General features: G+C 50.6%; 15 protein-coding genes. 3 read left to right on the forward strand and 12 right to left on the reverse strand.

Annotation, left to right across the window (positions count from 1 at the left end):
- Positions 1-8: 8 nt before the first annotated feature.
- The 3 genes from IPG80_RS03940 to dinB all read right to left on the reverse strand — a co-directional run bounded on the left by IPG80_RS03940 (position 9) and on the right by dinB (position 2,702).
- On the reverse strand, positions 9-515 hold the full coding sequence (locus IPG80_RS03940; RefSeq protein ID WP_345103251.1) for a ClbS/DfsB family four-helix bundle protein: 507 nt from the start codon (positions 513-515) through the stop codon (positions 9-11).
- Positions 509-1,465 carry a YafY family protein gene (locus tag IPG80_RS03945; RefSeq protein WP_345102951.1) on the reverse strand — a complete coding sequence of 319 codons (957 nt, stop codon included), beginning with the start codon at positions 1,463-1,465 and terminating at the stop codon, positions 509-511. Before IPG80_RS03945 ends, IPG80_RS03940 begins: the two co-directional genes overlap by 7 nt.
- A gap of 76 nt (positions 1,466-1,541) precedes the next feature.
- A complete protein-coding gene (dinB, locus tag IPG80_RS03950; RefSeq protein ID WP_345102953.1) occupies positions 1,542-2,702 on the reverse strand; it encodes a DNA polymerase IV in 1,161 nt (386 codons plus the stop codon).
- A gap of 241 nt (positions 2,703-2,943) precedes the next feature.
- Between dinB and IPG80_RS03955 the strand changes: the two genes are divergently transcribed.
- The 3 genes from IPG80_RS03955 (at position 2,944) to IPG80_RS03965 (ending at position 7,437) form a co-directional block, all read left to right on the forward strand.
- Entirely contained in the window at positions 2,944-5,022 is a 2,079-nt protein-coding gene (locus IPG80_RS03955) for an NBR1-Ig-like domain-containing protein (RefSeq protein ID WP_345102955.1), read from the forward strand.
- Positions 5,023-5,103: 81 nt separating this feature from the next.
- The gene (locus IPG80_RS03960; protein WP_345102957.1) at positions 5,104-6,321 is read left to right on the forward strand and encodes a hypothetical protein; all 1,218 of its coding nucleotides are present in this window, start codon (positions 5,104-5,106) and stop codon (positions 6,319-6,321) included.
- A 90-nt stretch (positions 6,322-6,411) separates the two neighbouring features.
- Positions 6,412-7,437: a LysM peptidoglycan-binding domain-containing protein gene (locus tag IPG80_RS03965; protein ID WP_345102959.1), complete on the forward strand. Its 1,026-nt coding sequence runs from the start codon at positions 6,412-6,414 to the stop codon at positions 7,435-7,437.
- A 6-nt stretch (positions 7,438-7,443) separates the two neighbouring features.
- Here IPG80_RS03965 and IPG80_RS03970 read toward each other — a convergent pair whose 3' ends face one another.
- The 9 genes from IPG80_RS03970 to IPG80_RS04010 form a co-directional block, all read right to left on the reverse strand.
- Positions 7,444-7,818, reverse strand: a complete 375-nt coding sequence (locus tag IPG80_RS03970) for a nuclear transport factor 2 family protein (protein ID WP_345102961.1) — start codon at positions 7,816-7,818, stop codon at positions 7,444-7,446.
- Between the two features lies 1 nt (position 7,819).
- Entirely contained in the window at positions 7,820-8,215 is a 396-nt protein-coding gene (locus tag IPG80_RS03975) for an ACT domain-containing protein (RefSeq protein WP_345102963.1), read from the reverse strand.
- Entirely contained in the window at positions 8,212-9,222 is a 1,011-nt protein-coding gene (locus IPG80_RS03980) for a class I SAM-dependent methyltransferase (RefSeq protein WP_345102965.1), read from the reverse strand. Before IPG80_RS03980 ends, IPG80_RS03975 begins: the two co-directional genes overlap by 4 nt.
- 50 nt (positions 9,223-9,272) lie before the next feature.
- Positions 9,273-9,656 carry a response regulator gene (locus tag IPG80_RS03985; protein WP_345102967.1) on the reverse strand — a complete coding sequence of 128 codons (384 nt, stop codon included), beginning with the start codon at positions 9,654-9,656 and terminating at the stop codon, positions 9,273-9,275.
- Positions 9,649-11,442: a histidine kinase N-terminal 7TM domain-containing protein gene (locus tag IPG80_RS03990; RefSeq protein WP_345102969.1), complete on the reverse strand. Its 1,794-nt coding sequence runs from the start codon at positions 11,440-11,442 to the stop codon at positions 9,649-9,651. Before IPG80_RS03990 ends, IPG80_RS03985 begins: the two co-directional genes overlap by 8 nt.
- 79 nt (positions 11,443-11,521) lie before the next feature.
- Positions 11,522-11,740 (reverse strand): hypothetical protein, encoded by a 219-nt coding sequence (locus tag IPG80_RS03995; RefSeq protein ID WP_345102971.1) that lies wholly within the window; start codon positions 11,738-11,740, stop codon positions 11,522-11,524.
- On the reverse strand, positions 11,740-11,925 hold the full coding sequence (locus tag IPG80_RS04000; RefSeq protein WP_345102973.1) for a hypothetical protein: 186 nt from the start codon (positions 11,923-11,925) through the stop codon (positions 11,740-11,742). Before IPG80_RS04000 ends, IPG80_RS03995 begins: the two co-directional genes overlap by 1 nt.
- A 92-nt stretch (positions 11,926-12,017) precedes the next feature.
- The gene (locus tag IPG80_RS04005; RefSeq protein ID WP_345102975.1) at positions 12,018-13,181 is read right to left on the reverse strand and encodes a LysM peptidoglycan-binding domain-containing protein; all 1,164 of its coding nucleotides are present in this window, start codon (positions 13,179-13,181) and stop codon (positions 12,018-12,020) included.
- 65 nt (positions 13,182-13,246) lie between these two features.
- Positions 13,247-14,539, reverse strand: a complete 1,293-nt coding sequence (locus IPG80_RS04010) for a hemolysin family protein (protein WP_345102977.1) — start codon at positions 14,537-14,539, stop codon at positions 13,247-13,249.
- Positions 14,540-14,569 lie beyond the last annotated feature (30 nt).

Consider the following 14,569-nt stretch of genomic DNA (forward strand, 5'->3'; position numbering starts at 1 on the left):
TCCTTTTGTTATTTGACTGCTATTCGGATCGTGGTCCGCGCCCAGCGGTAGTGACTGCTGGTGGCAGAGATGAAATACGCCGCGAGCAGATTGTTATTCGTCCACGAGTAGATTTTGCGGGTGAACAATTCTTTTTCAGGGATGCTCTCGATGGTTTTGAGAATCTTTTTGTAAGATGCTTTGAAACTCTTTTGAATTTCAGCCAACGATTTATTACGATGTTTGACGAAGATGGCATGGTTCAGAGCGGGTAGTTGTCCCCAGTTGTATTCAGCAGAAGGCACTGCAGGAGTTTTGCCCTTTTTACCGGACTCGTACCACTGCATGACCATGGCTTCCCATTCAATGAGATGTGCCATTACATCTTTGACAGCCCATTCACTGATCGTATTGGGCTGAGTCAATTGTTCTGGTGTCAATGCCGCCAGCAGTTCTTCCAGAGCCTCCCGTTCTTGTTGAGCGCTTTCGATCAGTTCTTTTTGGTTGTTGGCTTGGGCATATATTCCTCCTATGATTTATATCTTTCCAGAGTGGCTTGCGCCCACTCCTGTACTAAACTTTTCAATTCCGGCGGCTCTTGCACCGTGACCCAATTGGCAAAACTCAAGGTCATGGATGCCAGCCAGGGTAGGTCGGGTGCGGTGAGGGTTACATCCATGCTGCCGTCTTTGTTCTCGTGTGTTGATTCCCACATGGAAAGATTGCTTTTGACCATGAACGCCGCTTCTGGCACGAAGCGCAAATGGGCACGGATGATAGGCTGATTCTTGAACTCCGTTTGCAGATAGACCTGTACATCAAAATCTATGGGATATTCAAAGGCAGAGGTGAGCACTTTCAACGTTTGGATTCGGTCGACGCGGAAGGTGCGTATTGCCTTGCGTAGATGGCAATGCCCTACCAAGTACCACCAGCCAGAACGAAACACCAAAGCATACGGGTCTACTTTTCGTCTTTGCTGATTTTCCTTCACAAGCCCCTGATACTGCATGGAGATCTGCACTCGTTCGCGGGTGGCTTGGCGCAGTTTCTCCATCACCGGTGAGAGGCTGGCGAGTTCGGCGCGGTAGAGGTTGGTGCTGATCAATGATCGCCGCGCCCATTGGATCTCTGCGCGTTGTTCATCCGGCAGGATGTTCTCAACTTTTGCCAGCGCACTGCGTGCAGCATCTTGATACAACGTACCCCAGGTTTCGCGGATCAAGTCTGTGCCGAGATAAACTGCCACGGCTTCTTCGAGTGAAAAGGTGAGTGGCGGAAGTTTATATCCGCGTACCAGCGAGAACCCGCCGTACGGTCCACGCTCGGCGTAGACTGGGATGCCCATTTCATCAAGCATGGCAAAGTAGCGGTGGACGGTACGCAGGGAGACGCCCAACTTATCTGCCAGTTCATTGGCTTTTTGATTGGGTTGGTTTTGCAATAAAGTAATCAGTGTGAGTAGGCGTGTAGCGACGTTGGTCATGGTTCATCCTGGTTAAATATAAAACGGGTATATGTCATATTGTGACATATACCCGCAGGGAATTCCAGCGACGTTTTTACCCTTTTTTGATGATGCTTTTCCCGTACTTGTCTTGAAGTTGATCCACCACCTCTTGCAGCTTGCGGGATTTTTCGCTTCCCACGTCCCATAAGCTGAGTTGACGTACCGGAGCTCCAATTCCGCTGACGCCGACTCCGATCAACCGCACGGGCTGATTCGGCTTGCGGACGGCTTTCATCAATTTCACAGCAGCATGGAAGATCTCGTCTTCATTATCCGTGGAAGTGGGCAGGGTGGTTTGGCGCGTAATGGTGGTAAAGTCAGACCAGCGTAGTTTTACTTTGACGGTTTTGCCTGTCAGATCATTTTTTCTTAATTGGCGTGCTACATCTCTGGCTTGTTCGCGCAGCGTTTTTTCAAGAGTCTTTTCATCACTAACATCCACATTGTAGGTGGTTTCCTGGCTGATGGATTTGGTCTCTGATTCGGTGCTGACGGGACGGTTATCAATGCCATGGGCATGCTGCCACAGGTCGCGTCCGTTTTCGCCGAAGAGGCTGACCAATTCTTTTTCTGGCCACGAGGCAATATCACCAATTGTGTGAATGCCTAGTTCAGCGAGTCTTGCATTTGTTTTGGGTCCCACGCCCCAGAGCATATCCGCAGGCAGGGGTGCGAGGAATTGAGCTTCGTCACCTACAGGGACAACGGTAAACCCAAATGGCGGCTCATTCTTCTTTTTGCTTGACTTCTTACCAACCTCAGTGGCGATCTTTGCCACAAGTTTGTTGGAAGCAATGCCAACACTTGAAGGGAGATGTAGCTCGGTACGTATGGACAGTTGCAGGGTTTGGGCGATGCGGGTTTTATCTGCTTGAATATCGGAGATGTCGAGAAAGGCTTCATCAATGGAGATCTGTTCGACCAGCGCAGTCAGATCCCGCAGTTTCTCCATTACTTTCTCAGAGTATTCGCCGTATAAATGATGTCTGCCGGGTACAATAATCAAGTCTCTGCACAGCCTCACCGCACGCGACATGGGCATGGCACTGCGGATGCCAAGTGCCCGGGCGGCATACGAACAGGATGCCACAACGCCGCGTTCGTCGGGCTTGCCGCCCACGGCAAAAGGTTTGCCGCGTAACTGTGGGTTTTGAATTTCTTCGACGGAACAATAGAAGGCGTCCAGGTCGAGGTGCAGGATCGTGCGGGACATTCTCCCATTATAAGGCAGCCAGATTTTGGGTAGGAGCCGGAAAAATGGGAATAATTGGCTACGAAATTGTTTTGATTTCATTATTGAACAATTATTAAAGAAAAGTTATACTAGTGGAGCGTATAGTCAAAACGGAACTTTTCGCTGAATCTTTACGTCCATACACCGAATTGACTTGATGGAGGAAGAAATGAGACCAGTCTTAAGAATTATATCGACTTTGCTCCTGCTGGCGGTCCTAATGACCTTGGCCCCAGGAGGGACATCCACCGCGAGTGCTGCGACCTGTTATTGGGCGCAGTTCGTCGCGGATGTTACCGTTCCAGATGGAACGAACTTTTCAGCAGGTGCAACTTTCAAAAAGACCTGGCGGCTGAAGAACATCGGCACTTGTGCATGGAATAGCAATGATGTTTCGCTGATCTTCGATAGCGGCGAACGCATGGGCGCACCTGCCTCGCTTGCCTTGCCGACCACCGTGAACCCCGGTCAGACCGTGGATATCACTGTGGATATGACCGCACCCAGCGCTGCCGGGCATTATTTTGGCTACTGGAAATTCAAGAGCAATAGCGGCGGTGTTTTCGGTATTGGTGCCACTGCCCAGAAATCATTCTGGGTGGAAATTCAAGTGACATCTTCTACCACAGGGACCGCTTATGACTTCACCGCTGAAGCCCCCAAGGCTGCATGGTCGAGTGGAGCAGGGTCATTCACCTTCCCAGGTACTGACGGCAATGCCAACGGCTTTGCGTTGAGTCAGTCGGCTCCGAAACTTGAAACCGGCGTGACCTCTTCTCAGCCAGGTTTGCTCTTCGCACCGAACAACGTAACCAATGGTTATGTCAAGGCTGTTTACCCCAACTTCCGTGTGCAGTCGGGAGATCGCTTCCAGGCAACCATTGGTTGTGAGAACGGCGCCACCAATTGTTATGTGGCGTACACTCTTTATTACAAAGCCAACGGCGGACCTGAAACCACCTTGTGGACCTTCCGCGAGAAATACGAAGGCATGACTTACAATGTCAGCCTTGACCTCAGCAAACTTGCCAATCAAGATGTTTCCTTCATTCTTGTGGTTTCAGCTTATGGGTCACCAACGGGTGACCGTGCATTGTGGGTCAACCCGATCATTTCGCGTGCAGGAGGCGGAACCACACCTGTGCCTACTGTAACCGGTACTCCGCCAACCGCCACTCCTACCAAAACCGGCACCGTACAGCCGAATTCCTGTGACCGTGCCCAATTTGTAGCCGATGCCACTGTACCCGATGGCACAACCTTTGCACCGGGCGTTGGTTTCAACAAGACCTGGCGTTTGAAAAATGTCGGTACTTGTACCTGGACGAATTACAGCATCATGTTTGATACCGGCGAAAAGATGGGCGGACCCGACTCTGCGCTCATTCCTACGACCGTTGCACCGGGTCAGACCGTGGATATCACTCTGCAGTTGACTTCCCCCACCACCGCTGGAACCTACCGCGGTTATTGGAAGTTAAAGAGCAATACCGGCGTACCTTTCGGTATTGGCTCGGCGGGTACAAAATCCTTCTGGGTTGAGATCAAGGTTTCTGGCACAGGAACTGTTCCTAACACGCCAACCAAGACCACCACACCCGGAACCCCGGTGACGCCTGCCACCCCGATCGCGGGAACCATCTATGACTTTGCCGCCAATGTGTGTACTGCCAAATGGTATACCGGCGCTGGAGAAATTCCCTGCCCCGGTACGGATGGTGATGCCAAAGGCTTTGTTTTGATCACCAATCCGTCCAAGCTTGAGAACGGAACGACTGACTCGCGTGTGGGTCTGCTGACCTTCCCGCAAAATCAGAACAATGGATATATTCAAGGTATCTATCCTTCATATCAGGTTAAGGCGGGTGATAAATTCCGCGCTACCATCGGTTGTGAGAATGGTTCTACTGCCTGCTATGTGGTCTATCGCCTTGATTATTCCATCTCTGGCAGTTCTTCCATTCAGACCTTCTGGGCATTCGTTGAAAAATACGAAGGCGGCATTTACAACGCTGATATCGACCTGACCCCTCTGGCTGGACAAAATGTGAAATTCATCCTCTCTGTCCTTGCCACTGGTCCTGCCACTGGCGACCGTGCATTGTGGACGGCACCCATCATCTACAACAGCGCTTCTGTTCCTGCCGCTGCAGCAACTGCCACAGGCACTGCAACCCCCACAGGCACTTCAGCTGCAACTGCCGCTGCCACCAACACTCCAACCAGCACCACCTCGGCGCCATCTGCAACACCCACCGTTACCGCCACTGGCACGCCGACCCCCACTAATACTCCGTAAGACCGTTTGAATTAAAGTTCCCGTTGTCGGCTGACAGCGGGAACTTTTTAATTTCATCGTCGTCTTTGATAAGGAGACTCAATGAAACGATTCATCACCCTGACCTTTCTCTTCTTACTTGCCTGTTCTGCCAACCCAACACCCGCCTCATATTTCGACGGATTAACTGTTACGCCTACTCCAGGTTTGGGTGCTACGCCGCTGCCTTTTCAAGCGACCACAGAGACGTCGCCTGCAACAGCTGCTGCGGTAACAGAATCAGCTCCCGGCTCCGTGCAAGAAGCGGGGGAGATCTACTTTTTCCTCCAACCGAGGCAGGGAAGTGGCGTCATTGAGCTAGTAAAAGTATCCAGCGCTTGTATCACCGACCCGGTCAATTGCCCGCCGCTTGAGCGGATTCCCGTCCCATTTGCATTCAACTTCACCATCAATGCTCTTTCATGGTCACCGGATGGGAAATATGCCGCATTTTCGTATTCAACCAATCCGAACGGAACTCCAACTCAGTTATGGTTATTCGATGCTACAGCAAAGACATGGAAAGCGCTTGCAGAGTTTCCCTACATCGACCCGCCTTTTTGGTCACCAGACGGCACATGGATCGCCTTCCGTACTCAAAACGGTGCAGGTGGTGAAGATGTGTTTATCATACGTCCCGATGGCACGGAATTGAAAAGCGTGTCCACCGACTTGCCTGCGGAAGGCCGTCCCTACATTATGGATGGCTGGTATACCGAGAATATTATTATGCGTTCCGCCTTGCCTGGTTCGGCGGGAAATATCTATCTCGTCCGTGCTGCGAATGGGCAGTCGCGCCCCATGTTCGAAACTTTGCTTACCAAGGCACAGTTCGTGGCATCTCCTGATGCAGGTTTTTTCGCCTACGACGATTATGATTACACATCACAGAATCATTTCCTCAATGTGATGGAGCCCGACGGTGCCAATGCGGTCACTATTGCTCAATTCACCGGCGGTTCCATCTACCCAATGATCTGGTCGCCGGATAGCAGATTGATCGCGTTCAACTATTATGGCAGCACAACCAGCGGCGAATCCACGGCAGAGGTCTTTACCATCCCGCGCACTGGCGGTGACTTGCGTTCGGTGTATAAAGGCAATACCGTTGGGCGTCTGCTTTTCTCACCGAATGCAAAATACCTTTTAGTTGAGGAGACAACTTCAGCATCGGGCGGACACCTGTTTCTTGTAGATCTTGCCACTTCAGGAGTGAGCATTTTACAAGCGCCGGGTCTATCCACAGAATTTGATTGGTATGCGCCTTCCTGGAGACCGTAGATAAAAAGTACCGAAGGGTCTACTCCTTCGGTACTTTTTCAATAAAATTGCCTGTTATGTTCGGGTGGTCTGTGCAACATGTTACATGATATGAAAATAAAACCGATCTTTCTGCTTGGCTTGTTGTTCCTCCCTATTCTGTTTCTCTCTGCTCCAGCGCATGCTCAAGATTTTAGCCCTACACCAACGTTGGGAGCGCCTCCCAACCCGGCAGATATTATCAATGCGGTCAATAACCTGCGTTTATCGTATGGGTTACCTGCTTTGTACGCTCACCCCGTGTTGATGCAAATTGCGCAGGAGCAGGCAAATGGAATTGCCTCCGGGCTGCCGGGGCATTGGCGACCAGGCAATATGACTCTGGGTCAGTGGATGATGTCGTTGGGGTATCCGCTTTCAGGTGACCTGACACAGGATGGGTATCGTTCTGAAAATTGGGGTCCAGCGACTACGGCGGAAGAAGCCATCCAAATGTGGCTGGGCGATGACCTGCATACCAACACCATGCTCTCTACAACGCGGAGCGATATTGGTGCAGGGGTTTCTGTGGGGGATGGTCAATTTTATATAGTGATCGAGACAGCATTACAAACCACCAGCGGGAAAATGCAATCAAATGCCGCCGCCATTTTGACCAGCATTCCTCAAACACAGGCAGCTTTTTCACAAATAGAAACACAGGCGGCGATCAATGGAGTTCTGCCGCAATATTCGGTCCCGGTTTCGTTAAATACGCCCTTCCCAAATGGCAGGGTGTATCACGAGGTGTTATATGGACAAACCTTATGGAGCATTGCAGTTGCGTATGGTACGACCATTAAACAGATTCAATCCCTGAATAACCTTGGAAATTCCGATACGGTTTACGAAGGACAAACTCTGCTGGTGCGAACAGATGCAACCCAATCTGCGCCGTTGACCCCGGTTGAGTCACAACCTGCCGCGGTCTCCAGCGTTCGATCTGCAACATCATTGCCTGTGCCGTCCGCGACATCCAATAGCGATCAGGAGTTTCAGGGGGAACAAGTCTCGCCGTTAAGTGTGGCAGCCATAGGGTTGACTGCTTTATTTCTTGCGGGGTTGTTTGCGGTTATGGCGCGAAAAAAGGAAATTTGAATTACTTTAGAACGTTTCCACCCAGGCAGACCGCCATTCGGGTGCTTCAAAAGGTTCGGGCCAGAATTCGATCTGCTTCCATATCTTTCCATCACGGATGGTTGAAAATGTGAGTACACGATCGATTCGTGAGCCGTCTGTCACTGAGACATCGCTAATGACCGTTTCTCCATCGCAGAAGATCGAATTGATTTGGAAGTGCCAGCTTCCTTTCGCGGGATAGGCAGTGTTTATTTTTGCGAAATTTTCCCTACCCCGAATGCGTTCGCCGGATTGAGGCCATTCGAGAATGAAATCGTCATGCAAAAGTTCGGCTGCAATATAAAAATCATTACTTTCCATGGTTTGCCAAAAAATTTCTATAAGGTGTTTGGGGGTCATTTTATGCCTTTGTCAATGCACGTAAAACATTTATAGCCCGCTCTGCATCTTTAATGGGAACAAAGATGTGGTCGTGATAATAAGCAGCGACCACGTTACAGCTTATGTTTGCTTCAGTAAGCGCTTGGCTGAATGCGGCAGTCAGACCAACCGCTTCCAGGGAAGAATGAACGGTTAATGTGATCCATGCGCAGGCGCCCGGGTAGGAGAGTGCCTCTTTGTCTGCTTTGGTTTTGGACAGAATGACGGTCACCCCTTCTTTTTCCATAAAAACACCCAGCGGTTCAAGCTTTACGGCATGCTCCAACGAATCCACAAGACAATATACATATTCGCCTGCGTTTAGTTCAGGATGCATATTTTGCAGCAGTTTACTCAGGTCGGTTTCACCGGTCATTTTCGTTTTACATCCAAAATAGCGATCTTTGTGGAATGGTTGAATGGAGCCGGATCTGTGATGGGCTTTCCGACCCGATTCAAACCGATAAAATCTTCTGGAACGGGGATCAACTCACGAATGCTCAGGTAACCATCTTTGCATAATGACCGCAGGGTTGTCATGTAATCTTCACCGCTCAGGAAGACTGCATTATTGATGGTGATAAGCACACCACCATCATTGATCAGCGGTCGGACCTTGTTGATGAGTCGTTCGCTTTCGTGCAGCAGGTCTACTTTGCCATGCGACGTGGAAGAGAAGAAAGGCGGGTCAATGATGACGCAGTCAAAGGTCTGTTTACCAGCTTTGAAGCGTGCGATGGCGGGGAAGAAATCCTGCGCTATAAAATTCTGTTTTTGAATGGGGTAGCCGTTCAATGCGAATGAGTCTTTGGCAAGATTTAAGAACTGACGGCTTAGATCTGTTTGTATAACGTTCGCAGCACCGCCTGCAAACGCGGCGACACCCAAGCTGCCGGTATACGCAAAGGTGTTCAGTACGGATTTCCCTCTCATGTTTTCGGTCAGCCATTTACGCAGGTTTTTGGTATCAAGGTAGAAACTGGAGTCGCGATTCATGGTCAGGTCGATGGCGTAGCGGATACCATATTCGTTGACCTTGCTGTCGAGGGTGCTGCCAAAGAGCAGTGTGCCGCGCTTTTCCTTTTGGGTAGGTCCGTTGCGGGTTTTTAGTATCCCAGTGTGCAACCAGGGCATGGCATTGCGGATGTAATCGCTAACACTCTGAATGAAGGCTGAACTCGGGGTTTCCGAGTAATCATGAATGACCAGGGTGCCTGCGTAAATATCCAGTACGAGGTCAGGATAGCCTTCGTAGAATCCATTGAAGAGGCGCAGAGCTTCTTCGTGGCTGGTTCCGTGTAGGGCTGGGTTTGAGGCGTTTGATTGGACGAGGCGCAGGGCAAGGGCTTTTTCAAGCAGGGGGTGCAGAGAATCAAAATTCATATCCATTGTATGTGGATTGTACCCGCTTGAATTGGTTTGTGTGCCTGTGATTATTTTCGAAAGATGAGACGCCGGGCAAGCTGGTCGAGCTGGTCTACACTGACTGGTTTTGCGAGAACTAGAAGGTTCTGGCTTTCCACTTCGGCTTCGCTGAGTTCAGCGGCTTGGGATGGATTTGCAGTTACGATGAGCACCCAGGTTTCGGCGGTTTCGGGTTGATTGCGCAATTCGTGAAATATTTCGATGCCTGAATATTTGGGCAGGTTTAAGTCGAGAATAATCAGGTCAAGGCGGGAGCCTCTGAGTTTTTGCATGGCGGTTTCGCCATCGTAATAGGTTTCTACAGTGATGCCAATACTGCGCAGGGTATCGGAGTATATCTCGGAAAGATAGGGGTCATCTTCAACGACGACCGCAATGGGTTGATTAGTCATGAGTATTTTCCGATTCTGTGATGAGCGGCAGGGTTACCGTGAATGTCGTTCCCGTACCTAGTTTACTTTCGAGTGCGATATTGCCCCCCATGAGGCGAACAAGTTGGCGGGTGATGGATAATCCGAGTCCGTAGCCCTTGCGAAGGGTTTTGTTTGCATCGGCAAGTTGTTTGAAGGGTTCAAAGACGGTGTTCAGCGATTCGGATGGAATGCCCGGACCGGTATCTGTGACTTGCATTGTCCATTCCGCTTTAGAGGTTGCCGAAACAGTTACAGTGATCCCGCCGGTTTCTGTGAATTTGATGGCATTGCTGATCAGATTGACGAGGATCTGTTTGAGGCGCTGGCTGTCACCAACAATGGCGATCGGCATTGTGTCTGCGATGTTGAAATTGAATGCAAGGTTTTTCGATTCTGCCAAAACGCTCAATTGACTGCAAACAGACCCCAGCACCTCGCGTGGCTCGAATGGTCTTTCGGTCAGCTGTAGTTTGCCGCTGTCCAGCTGTGCCTGGTCAAGAAGCTCTGAGACCAAGCCGTCAAGATATTGGGTGCTGTCTTTGATGCGTCCAAGGATGTTGACCTGCTTATCGGTCAGGTCGCCGTAGGATTTGCGAACGATCAGATCAGTGTAGCCGAGAATGATACCCAGCGGGGTGCGCAATTCGTGGCTGACGTTGGCAAGTAGTTGTGATTTGAAACTATTTGCCTGCATAGCTTCGTCTCGTGCGATGGCGAGTGCTGCTTCATTGTCTTTGATGCTGGTGACGTCACGCATGGTGACGATCAGACCGTCACTTTGACCCGAGCTATTGCGCAAGGTGCTAATAAAAAGATGTAGCCAGCGCAGTGACTCCCCCTCGTTTTCGAGCACAACTTCCCTGTGGTACCCATGCGTGCGCAGAACTTTGTCGCTGAGTTGCAGCCACGGCTTGAAAACGGTGTGAAATGGTTTGCTGATCGCAGCGTCTGGTTGAAGTTTGAAAAGTTCCTGGGCGGCAGGGTTGAGTTCCACGATGCGCAGGTCGGTATCCAGCACGATCACAGAGTCTGAGATGCTTTCGAATACGGCGCGATGTGCCACCGGCAGGATGTCCAGTAGATGGTAACGCAGGAAGCCCCAGCCGAGGATCAGGATCGAGATGGAGAACATGACCGAGGTGATGTCGATGCGGACGGGTAGGATTCCGGCAAGTACAATGCCATTGGATATCCAGGGCAGTAAGATGGCAGCGATGTTAACGACGATCTGTGAACGATATACTTCGCGCTTATCCCAATACTCGCGCAGCAGAAAAAATGTGCCAATCACCATTGCGATGTAAACATAACTGGCATGCAGCCAGAACCACCAACCCAGCGGATTTTTGATCAAGATTAACCCGGAGGTTTTGTCGGTCTGTAATCCGATTTCGGTGAAGAACCAGTAATGGTATTCATTTGTCAAAATAACAATGTATGTAATGATGGGGAAGATCAGTGCCAGCTGAATGTTCCGCTTTATGAGCCATTCTGTGCGCCCGGAGTAGGCAAGCGCGAACGCCAGCCATGAAAGCGGCACGCCGATCACGCCGATATATCCGATCTTCACGCTCCATAATTTCACCAGGAGGTTGGTGCTGCCCAATTCGAACAAATACGTAAATGCCCATAAGGATGCAAAGAAGCACATCGCAATAAATGGGATGGTAGCAACATTTCTCCTGAAGCGAAACGCATACAGACCCATCAAAAAGGTGAGGATGACGGATAGTATCCAGGGGAGAAGGAGGGGAGTGGTCTGCATTGATTGGATTATACAGTGTGATGGGCGTGTATCTGGGTTACGGGAACATGATGAAATTTCGCCGTGAAAGCGAATGAATCTATTCTGCTTTTTTTATATTTTTGAGGTTGAAAACCGAGATCTCGCGCAGTTGCAAAACAGCCTGGGCTTCTGCATTCAGCCTTATCCAGTAAAAACTGCGATGCTCTGAATATGGATCAACGCGAACGATCGTGCCTGTGTACCAGCCTTCTTTGTCTCCGAACTTGGAATCCAAACGGATCTGGACACGGTCGCCGATCTTGAAGGTCTCGTCCATTATTTTTTGCGAGACAGGAACCAGAGTAATGCGCTTCCAATTACCGCGGTGATCGCGCCGTTGATCGCCCATTGCGGGTCGCCCGTCATGAAGCTGCCTGGCAGGATGTTTACTCCCTGAAGGATCCAGATCACGCCCGAAATAATAAGTAGTACTGCAAAAACCTTGAAAATGTTCCTTAACATAATACTCTCCTCATTCCAATGATTTATTGTAAAACTCCCTGCCGCATAGACAGGGAGTTTTTAATGATTTGATATAGCTCGCGCCAAACCGGCTACGGATTTGGCGTGCCTTCAACGGCAACGCCAACCCAGGTGAACACGCGCCTTTCACTGGTTGCGCCGGAAGAGATCCAAATGGGCTGCCCTTGATCATCCACGCCAGATTGCAGGACAGGCTGTACCCACCATCGCATGACATGCGCCACATTGTCTTTCGGGCGGAATGAGGTTGGGATAATGTATTTTGTGTCGGTTACGTAGTCTGTAATGCGACGGGTTTGGCTGGCAGTCACATCTTCAACGACAACCTGATAGGCTTCGCCGCCGCGCAGGACACCAACGGATGCCCATTGCAAAGTGACAACGTCATTTGCCAGGGTGAAGGCAGCGCCGTCTGCGGGCAGGAGCAGGTTCGGGGCGGGGTAGGGAGGCGGCAAGGTTGCTGTTGGAGTTGGCTTGTTGGGATCCGGTGCCCGTTCGCACAGCGGGATCAGGATGGTCTGACCAAGGAATACGTTATCCGTTGTCAGCCCGTTGAACTCTTTAACCGCATCCATGGATACGGCGTAGTTTGCGGCGATGCTGGAAAGGGTATCGTTCTCTTGAACGGTGATCTGCACTGTTTCGCAAGAGATGCGGGTTGCCTCTGCCGGAAGCGCGGTGTTTGTGGCTGGCGGCGGGATGGTGGGGGTTGGATAGGGAATCTTGAGTGCCTGACCTACCGAGATCGGGCAGCTCGACGCGAGGTTGTTCAACACAATGATGCTTTGAACCGAAACATTGAAATTAAAGGCGATCTGCGAACATGAACCATCGTTGGCAGAAACCACATAATCGAATGGCGGCTGCAGGGTAGGTGTGGGGGTGTCTGTGGAGGGCAGGGTTGCGGTTGCACTTGCCGATGGGATCGAAGTTTCTGTTGGAGTGGGGGTATCTTGTGTTGAAAATGATTCAGGGTCTTTTGGAACGAGGAAGAAGGTAAGACCTGCTGCAACCACAATGACCGCCAACAATGAGCCGATGGCGGCTGGCAGGCTGAGAGTTAACTGTGGCAGGCTGGCGGCTTGAACGGATCGCTCCGTCTTTTTCACTGCCTTGGGCTGCGGCTGGGCGGTAAATTCCGTTCCGCATACCAAACAGCGGACGGCGTTCTCGCTCAGGCGCGTCCCGCAGGTGGGACAGACCTTTGTTTTGCTGTGAGATGATTCTTGAGTCATACGGGCGGAGATTATACCATCGAACAATTACACGTTTTTTATACGGTTGGGGTACGATGCGGGAATTAATCGGTTCCCGTTTTGGGTTTGGCGGTGACCAAGACCTTGTCTACGCGGCGTCCATCCATATCGACGACTTCAAAGCGCAAGTTATTCCATTCGAAATGGTCTGCTGTTTGCGGCAAACGCCCAAGGGAGGTCATAACGAATCCGCTTAGGGTTTCGTATTCAGTTTCATGCGGGAGTTCATGCAGATCGAATATCTCTTTGAACTCGTCCACTTCGAGCATGCCGTCCAATAACCAGGAACCATCCTGACGTTGCGTGGCTTGCGGTTCGTCGCCTTCCATAACGCCGACGATCTCTTCGAGAATATCATTGATGGTCAACAAGCCTTGAACACCGCCAAACTCATCCACGACCAGTAACATTTCAGTATTATTCTTTTTTAGAACTTCCAAAGCGCGTGAAGCGAGCATGGTTTCAGGGATAAAGTAGGCAGGTTTTGCCAGGTCTTTAAGGTGGATCTCTTGCCGTGAAAGCGTGGTCACCAGTAAGTCTCGTGATTTGACAATGCCAACGATGCTTTCAAGCGAATCCTGACGGACCGGGAAGCGCGAATACGGACTGCCGCCTATCTTTTCAAGGATTTCCTCCATCTTGTCGCTGACATCCAGCCAAACGATCTCCGTGCGCGGAGTCATCACAGAGTAGACGCGCGTATCGCCGAGACTGAAAATACCTTCGACCATATCCTGTTCTGCTTCTTCAAAGATACCCGCCTGCGTGCCCTGGTCGATCAGTACTTGCAGTTCTTCTTCTGTGATGGGCGGCTCATTTGTTGGTTTGATGCCGAAGAGGGTGAGTGCCAGTTCAGTGGCGCCGCTCATTAATTTGACAAGCGGCGAAAATATCGTAGAAATAAAGATCATCGGGCCTGCAACGATCTTGGCGATCTTTTCAGGGCTGTTGATGCCCAGACGTTTGGGGACGAGTTCACCCATCCAAATGGTCAACATGGTGATGGCAATGACCACAATGCCGAGCGCAATGGATTCGCCGTATTCACCCACATACGGCAAGGTCTTGAAGGATGCGGACAGCCCCTCGGCAATGGTGGCACCACCGACCGCACCCGCCAGCACACCGATCAACGTAATACCGATCTGAATGGTCGAGAGGAAGATATTTGGGCTTTTTAATAATTCCAAGGTTAGTGCGGCGGCTTTGTCACCTTCATTTGCCAATTGCTGTAACTTTGCCTTACGTGAAGCAAGCAGGGCAGCTTCAGACATTGCCAATACGCCGTTGATTAAGATCAACAAAATAATAACTAGAATTTCACTGCTAATGCTCATTGGTTCCTGTTCAAGGTTGTAAAGATCGCG

Origin of the sequence: Candidatus Villigracilis vicinus (assembly GCF_016702885.1) — a bacterium.
In the GTDB taxonomy this organism is placed as follows: Bacteria; Chloroflexota; Anaerolineae; order Anaerolineales; family Villigracilaceae; genus Villigracilis; species Villigracilis vicinus.

Excerpts from the sequence above, each read along its gene's own strand:
- IPG80_RS03945 (WP_345102951.1), bottom strand. The coding sequence starts at position 1,465 with ATGACCAACGTCGCTACACGCCTACTCACACTGATTACTTTATTGCAA.
- dinB (WP_345102953.1), bottom strand. The coding sequence starts at position 2,702 with ATGTCCCGCACGATCCTGCACCTCGACCTGGACGCCTTCTATTGTTCC.
- IPG80_RS03955 (WP_345102955.1), top strand. The coding sequence starts at position 2,944 with ATGACCTTGGCCCCAGGAGGGACATCCACCGCGAGTGCTGCGACCTGT.
- IPG80_RS03960 (WP_345102957.1), top strand. The coding sequence starts at position 5,104 with ATGAAACGATTCATCACCCTGACCTTTCTCTTCTTACTTGCCTGTTCT.
- IPG80_RS03965 (WP_345102959.1), top strand. The coding sequence starts at position 6,412 with ATGAAAATAAAACCGATCTTTCTGCTTGGCTTGTTGTTCCTCCCTATT.
- IPG80_RS03970 (WP_345102961.1), bottom strand. The coding sequence starts at position 7,818 with ATGACCCCCAAACACCTTATAGAAATTTTTTGGCAAACCATGGAAAGT.
- IPG80_RS03975 (WP_345102963.1), bottom strand. The coding sequence starts at position 8,215 with ATGACCGGTGAAACCGACCTGAGTAAACTGCTGCAAAATATGCATCCT.
- IPG80_RS03980 (WP_345102965.1), bottom strand. The coding sequence starts at position 9,222 with ATGAATTTTGATTCTCTGCACCCCCTGCTTGAAAAAGCCCTTGCCCTG.
- IPG80_RS03985 (WP_345102967.1), bottom strand. The coding sequence starts at position 9,656 with ATGACTAATCAACCCATTGCGGTCGTCGTTGAAGATGACCCCTATCTT.
- IPG80_RS03990 (WP_345102969.1), bottom strand. The coding sequence starts at position 11,442 with ATGCAGACCACTCCCCTCCTTCTCCCCTGGATACTATCCGTCATCCTC.
- IPG80_RS03995 (WP_345102971.1), bottom strand. The coding sequence starts at position 11,740 with ATGGACGAGACCTTCAAGATCGGCGACCGTGTCCAGATCCGTTTGGAT.
- IPG80_RS04000 (WP_345102973.1), bottom strand. The coding sequence starts at position 11,925 with ATGTTAAGGAACATTTTCAAGGTTTTTGCAGTACTACTTATTATTTCG.
- IPG80_RS04005 (WP_345102975.1), bottom strand. The coding sequence starts at position 13,181 with ATGACTCAAGAATCATCTCACAGCAAAACAAAGGTCTGTCCCACCTGC.
- IPG80_RS04010 (WP_345102977.1), bottom strand. The coding sequence starts at position 14,539 with ATGAGCATTAGCAGTGAAATTCTAGTTATTATTTTGTTGATCTTAATC.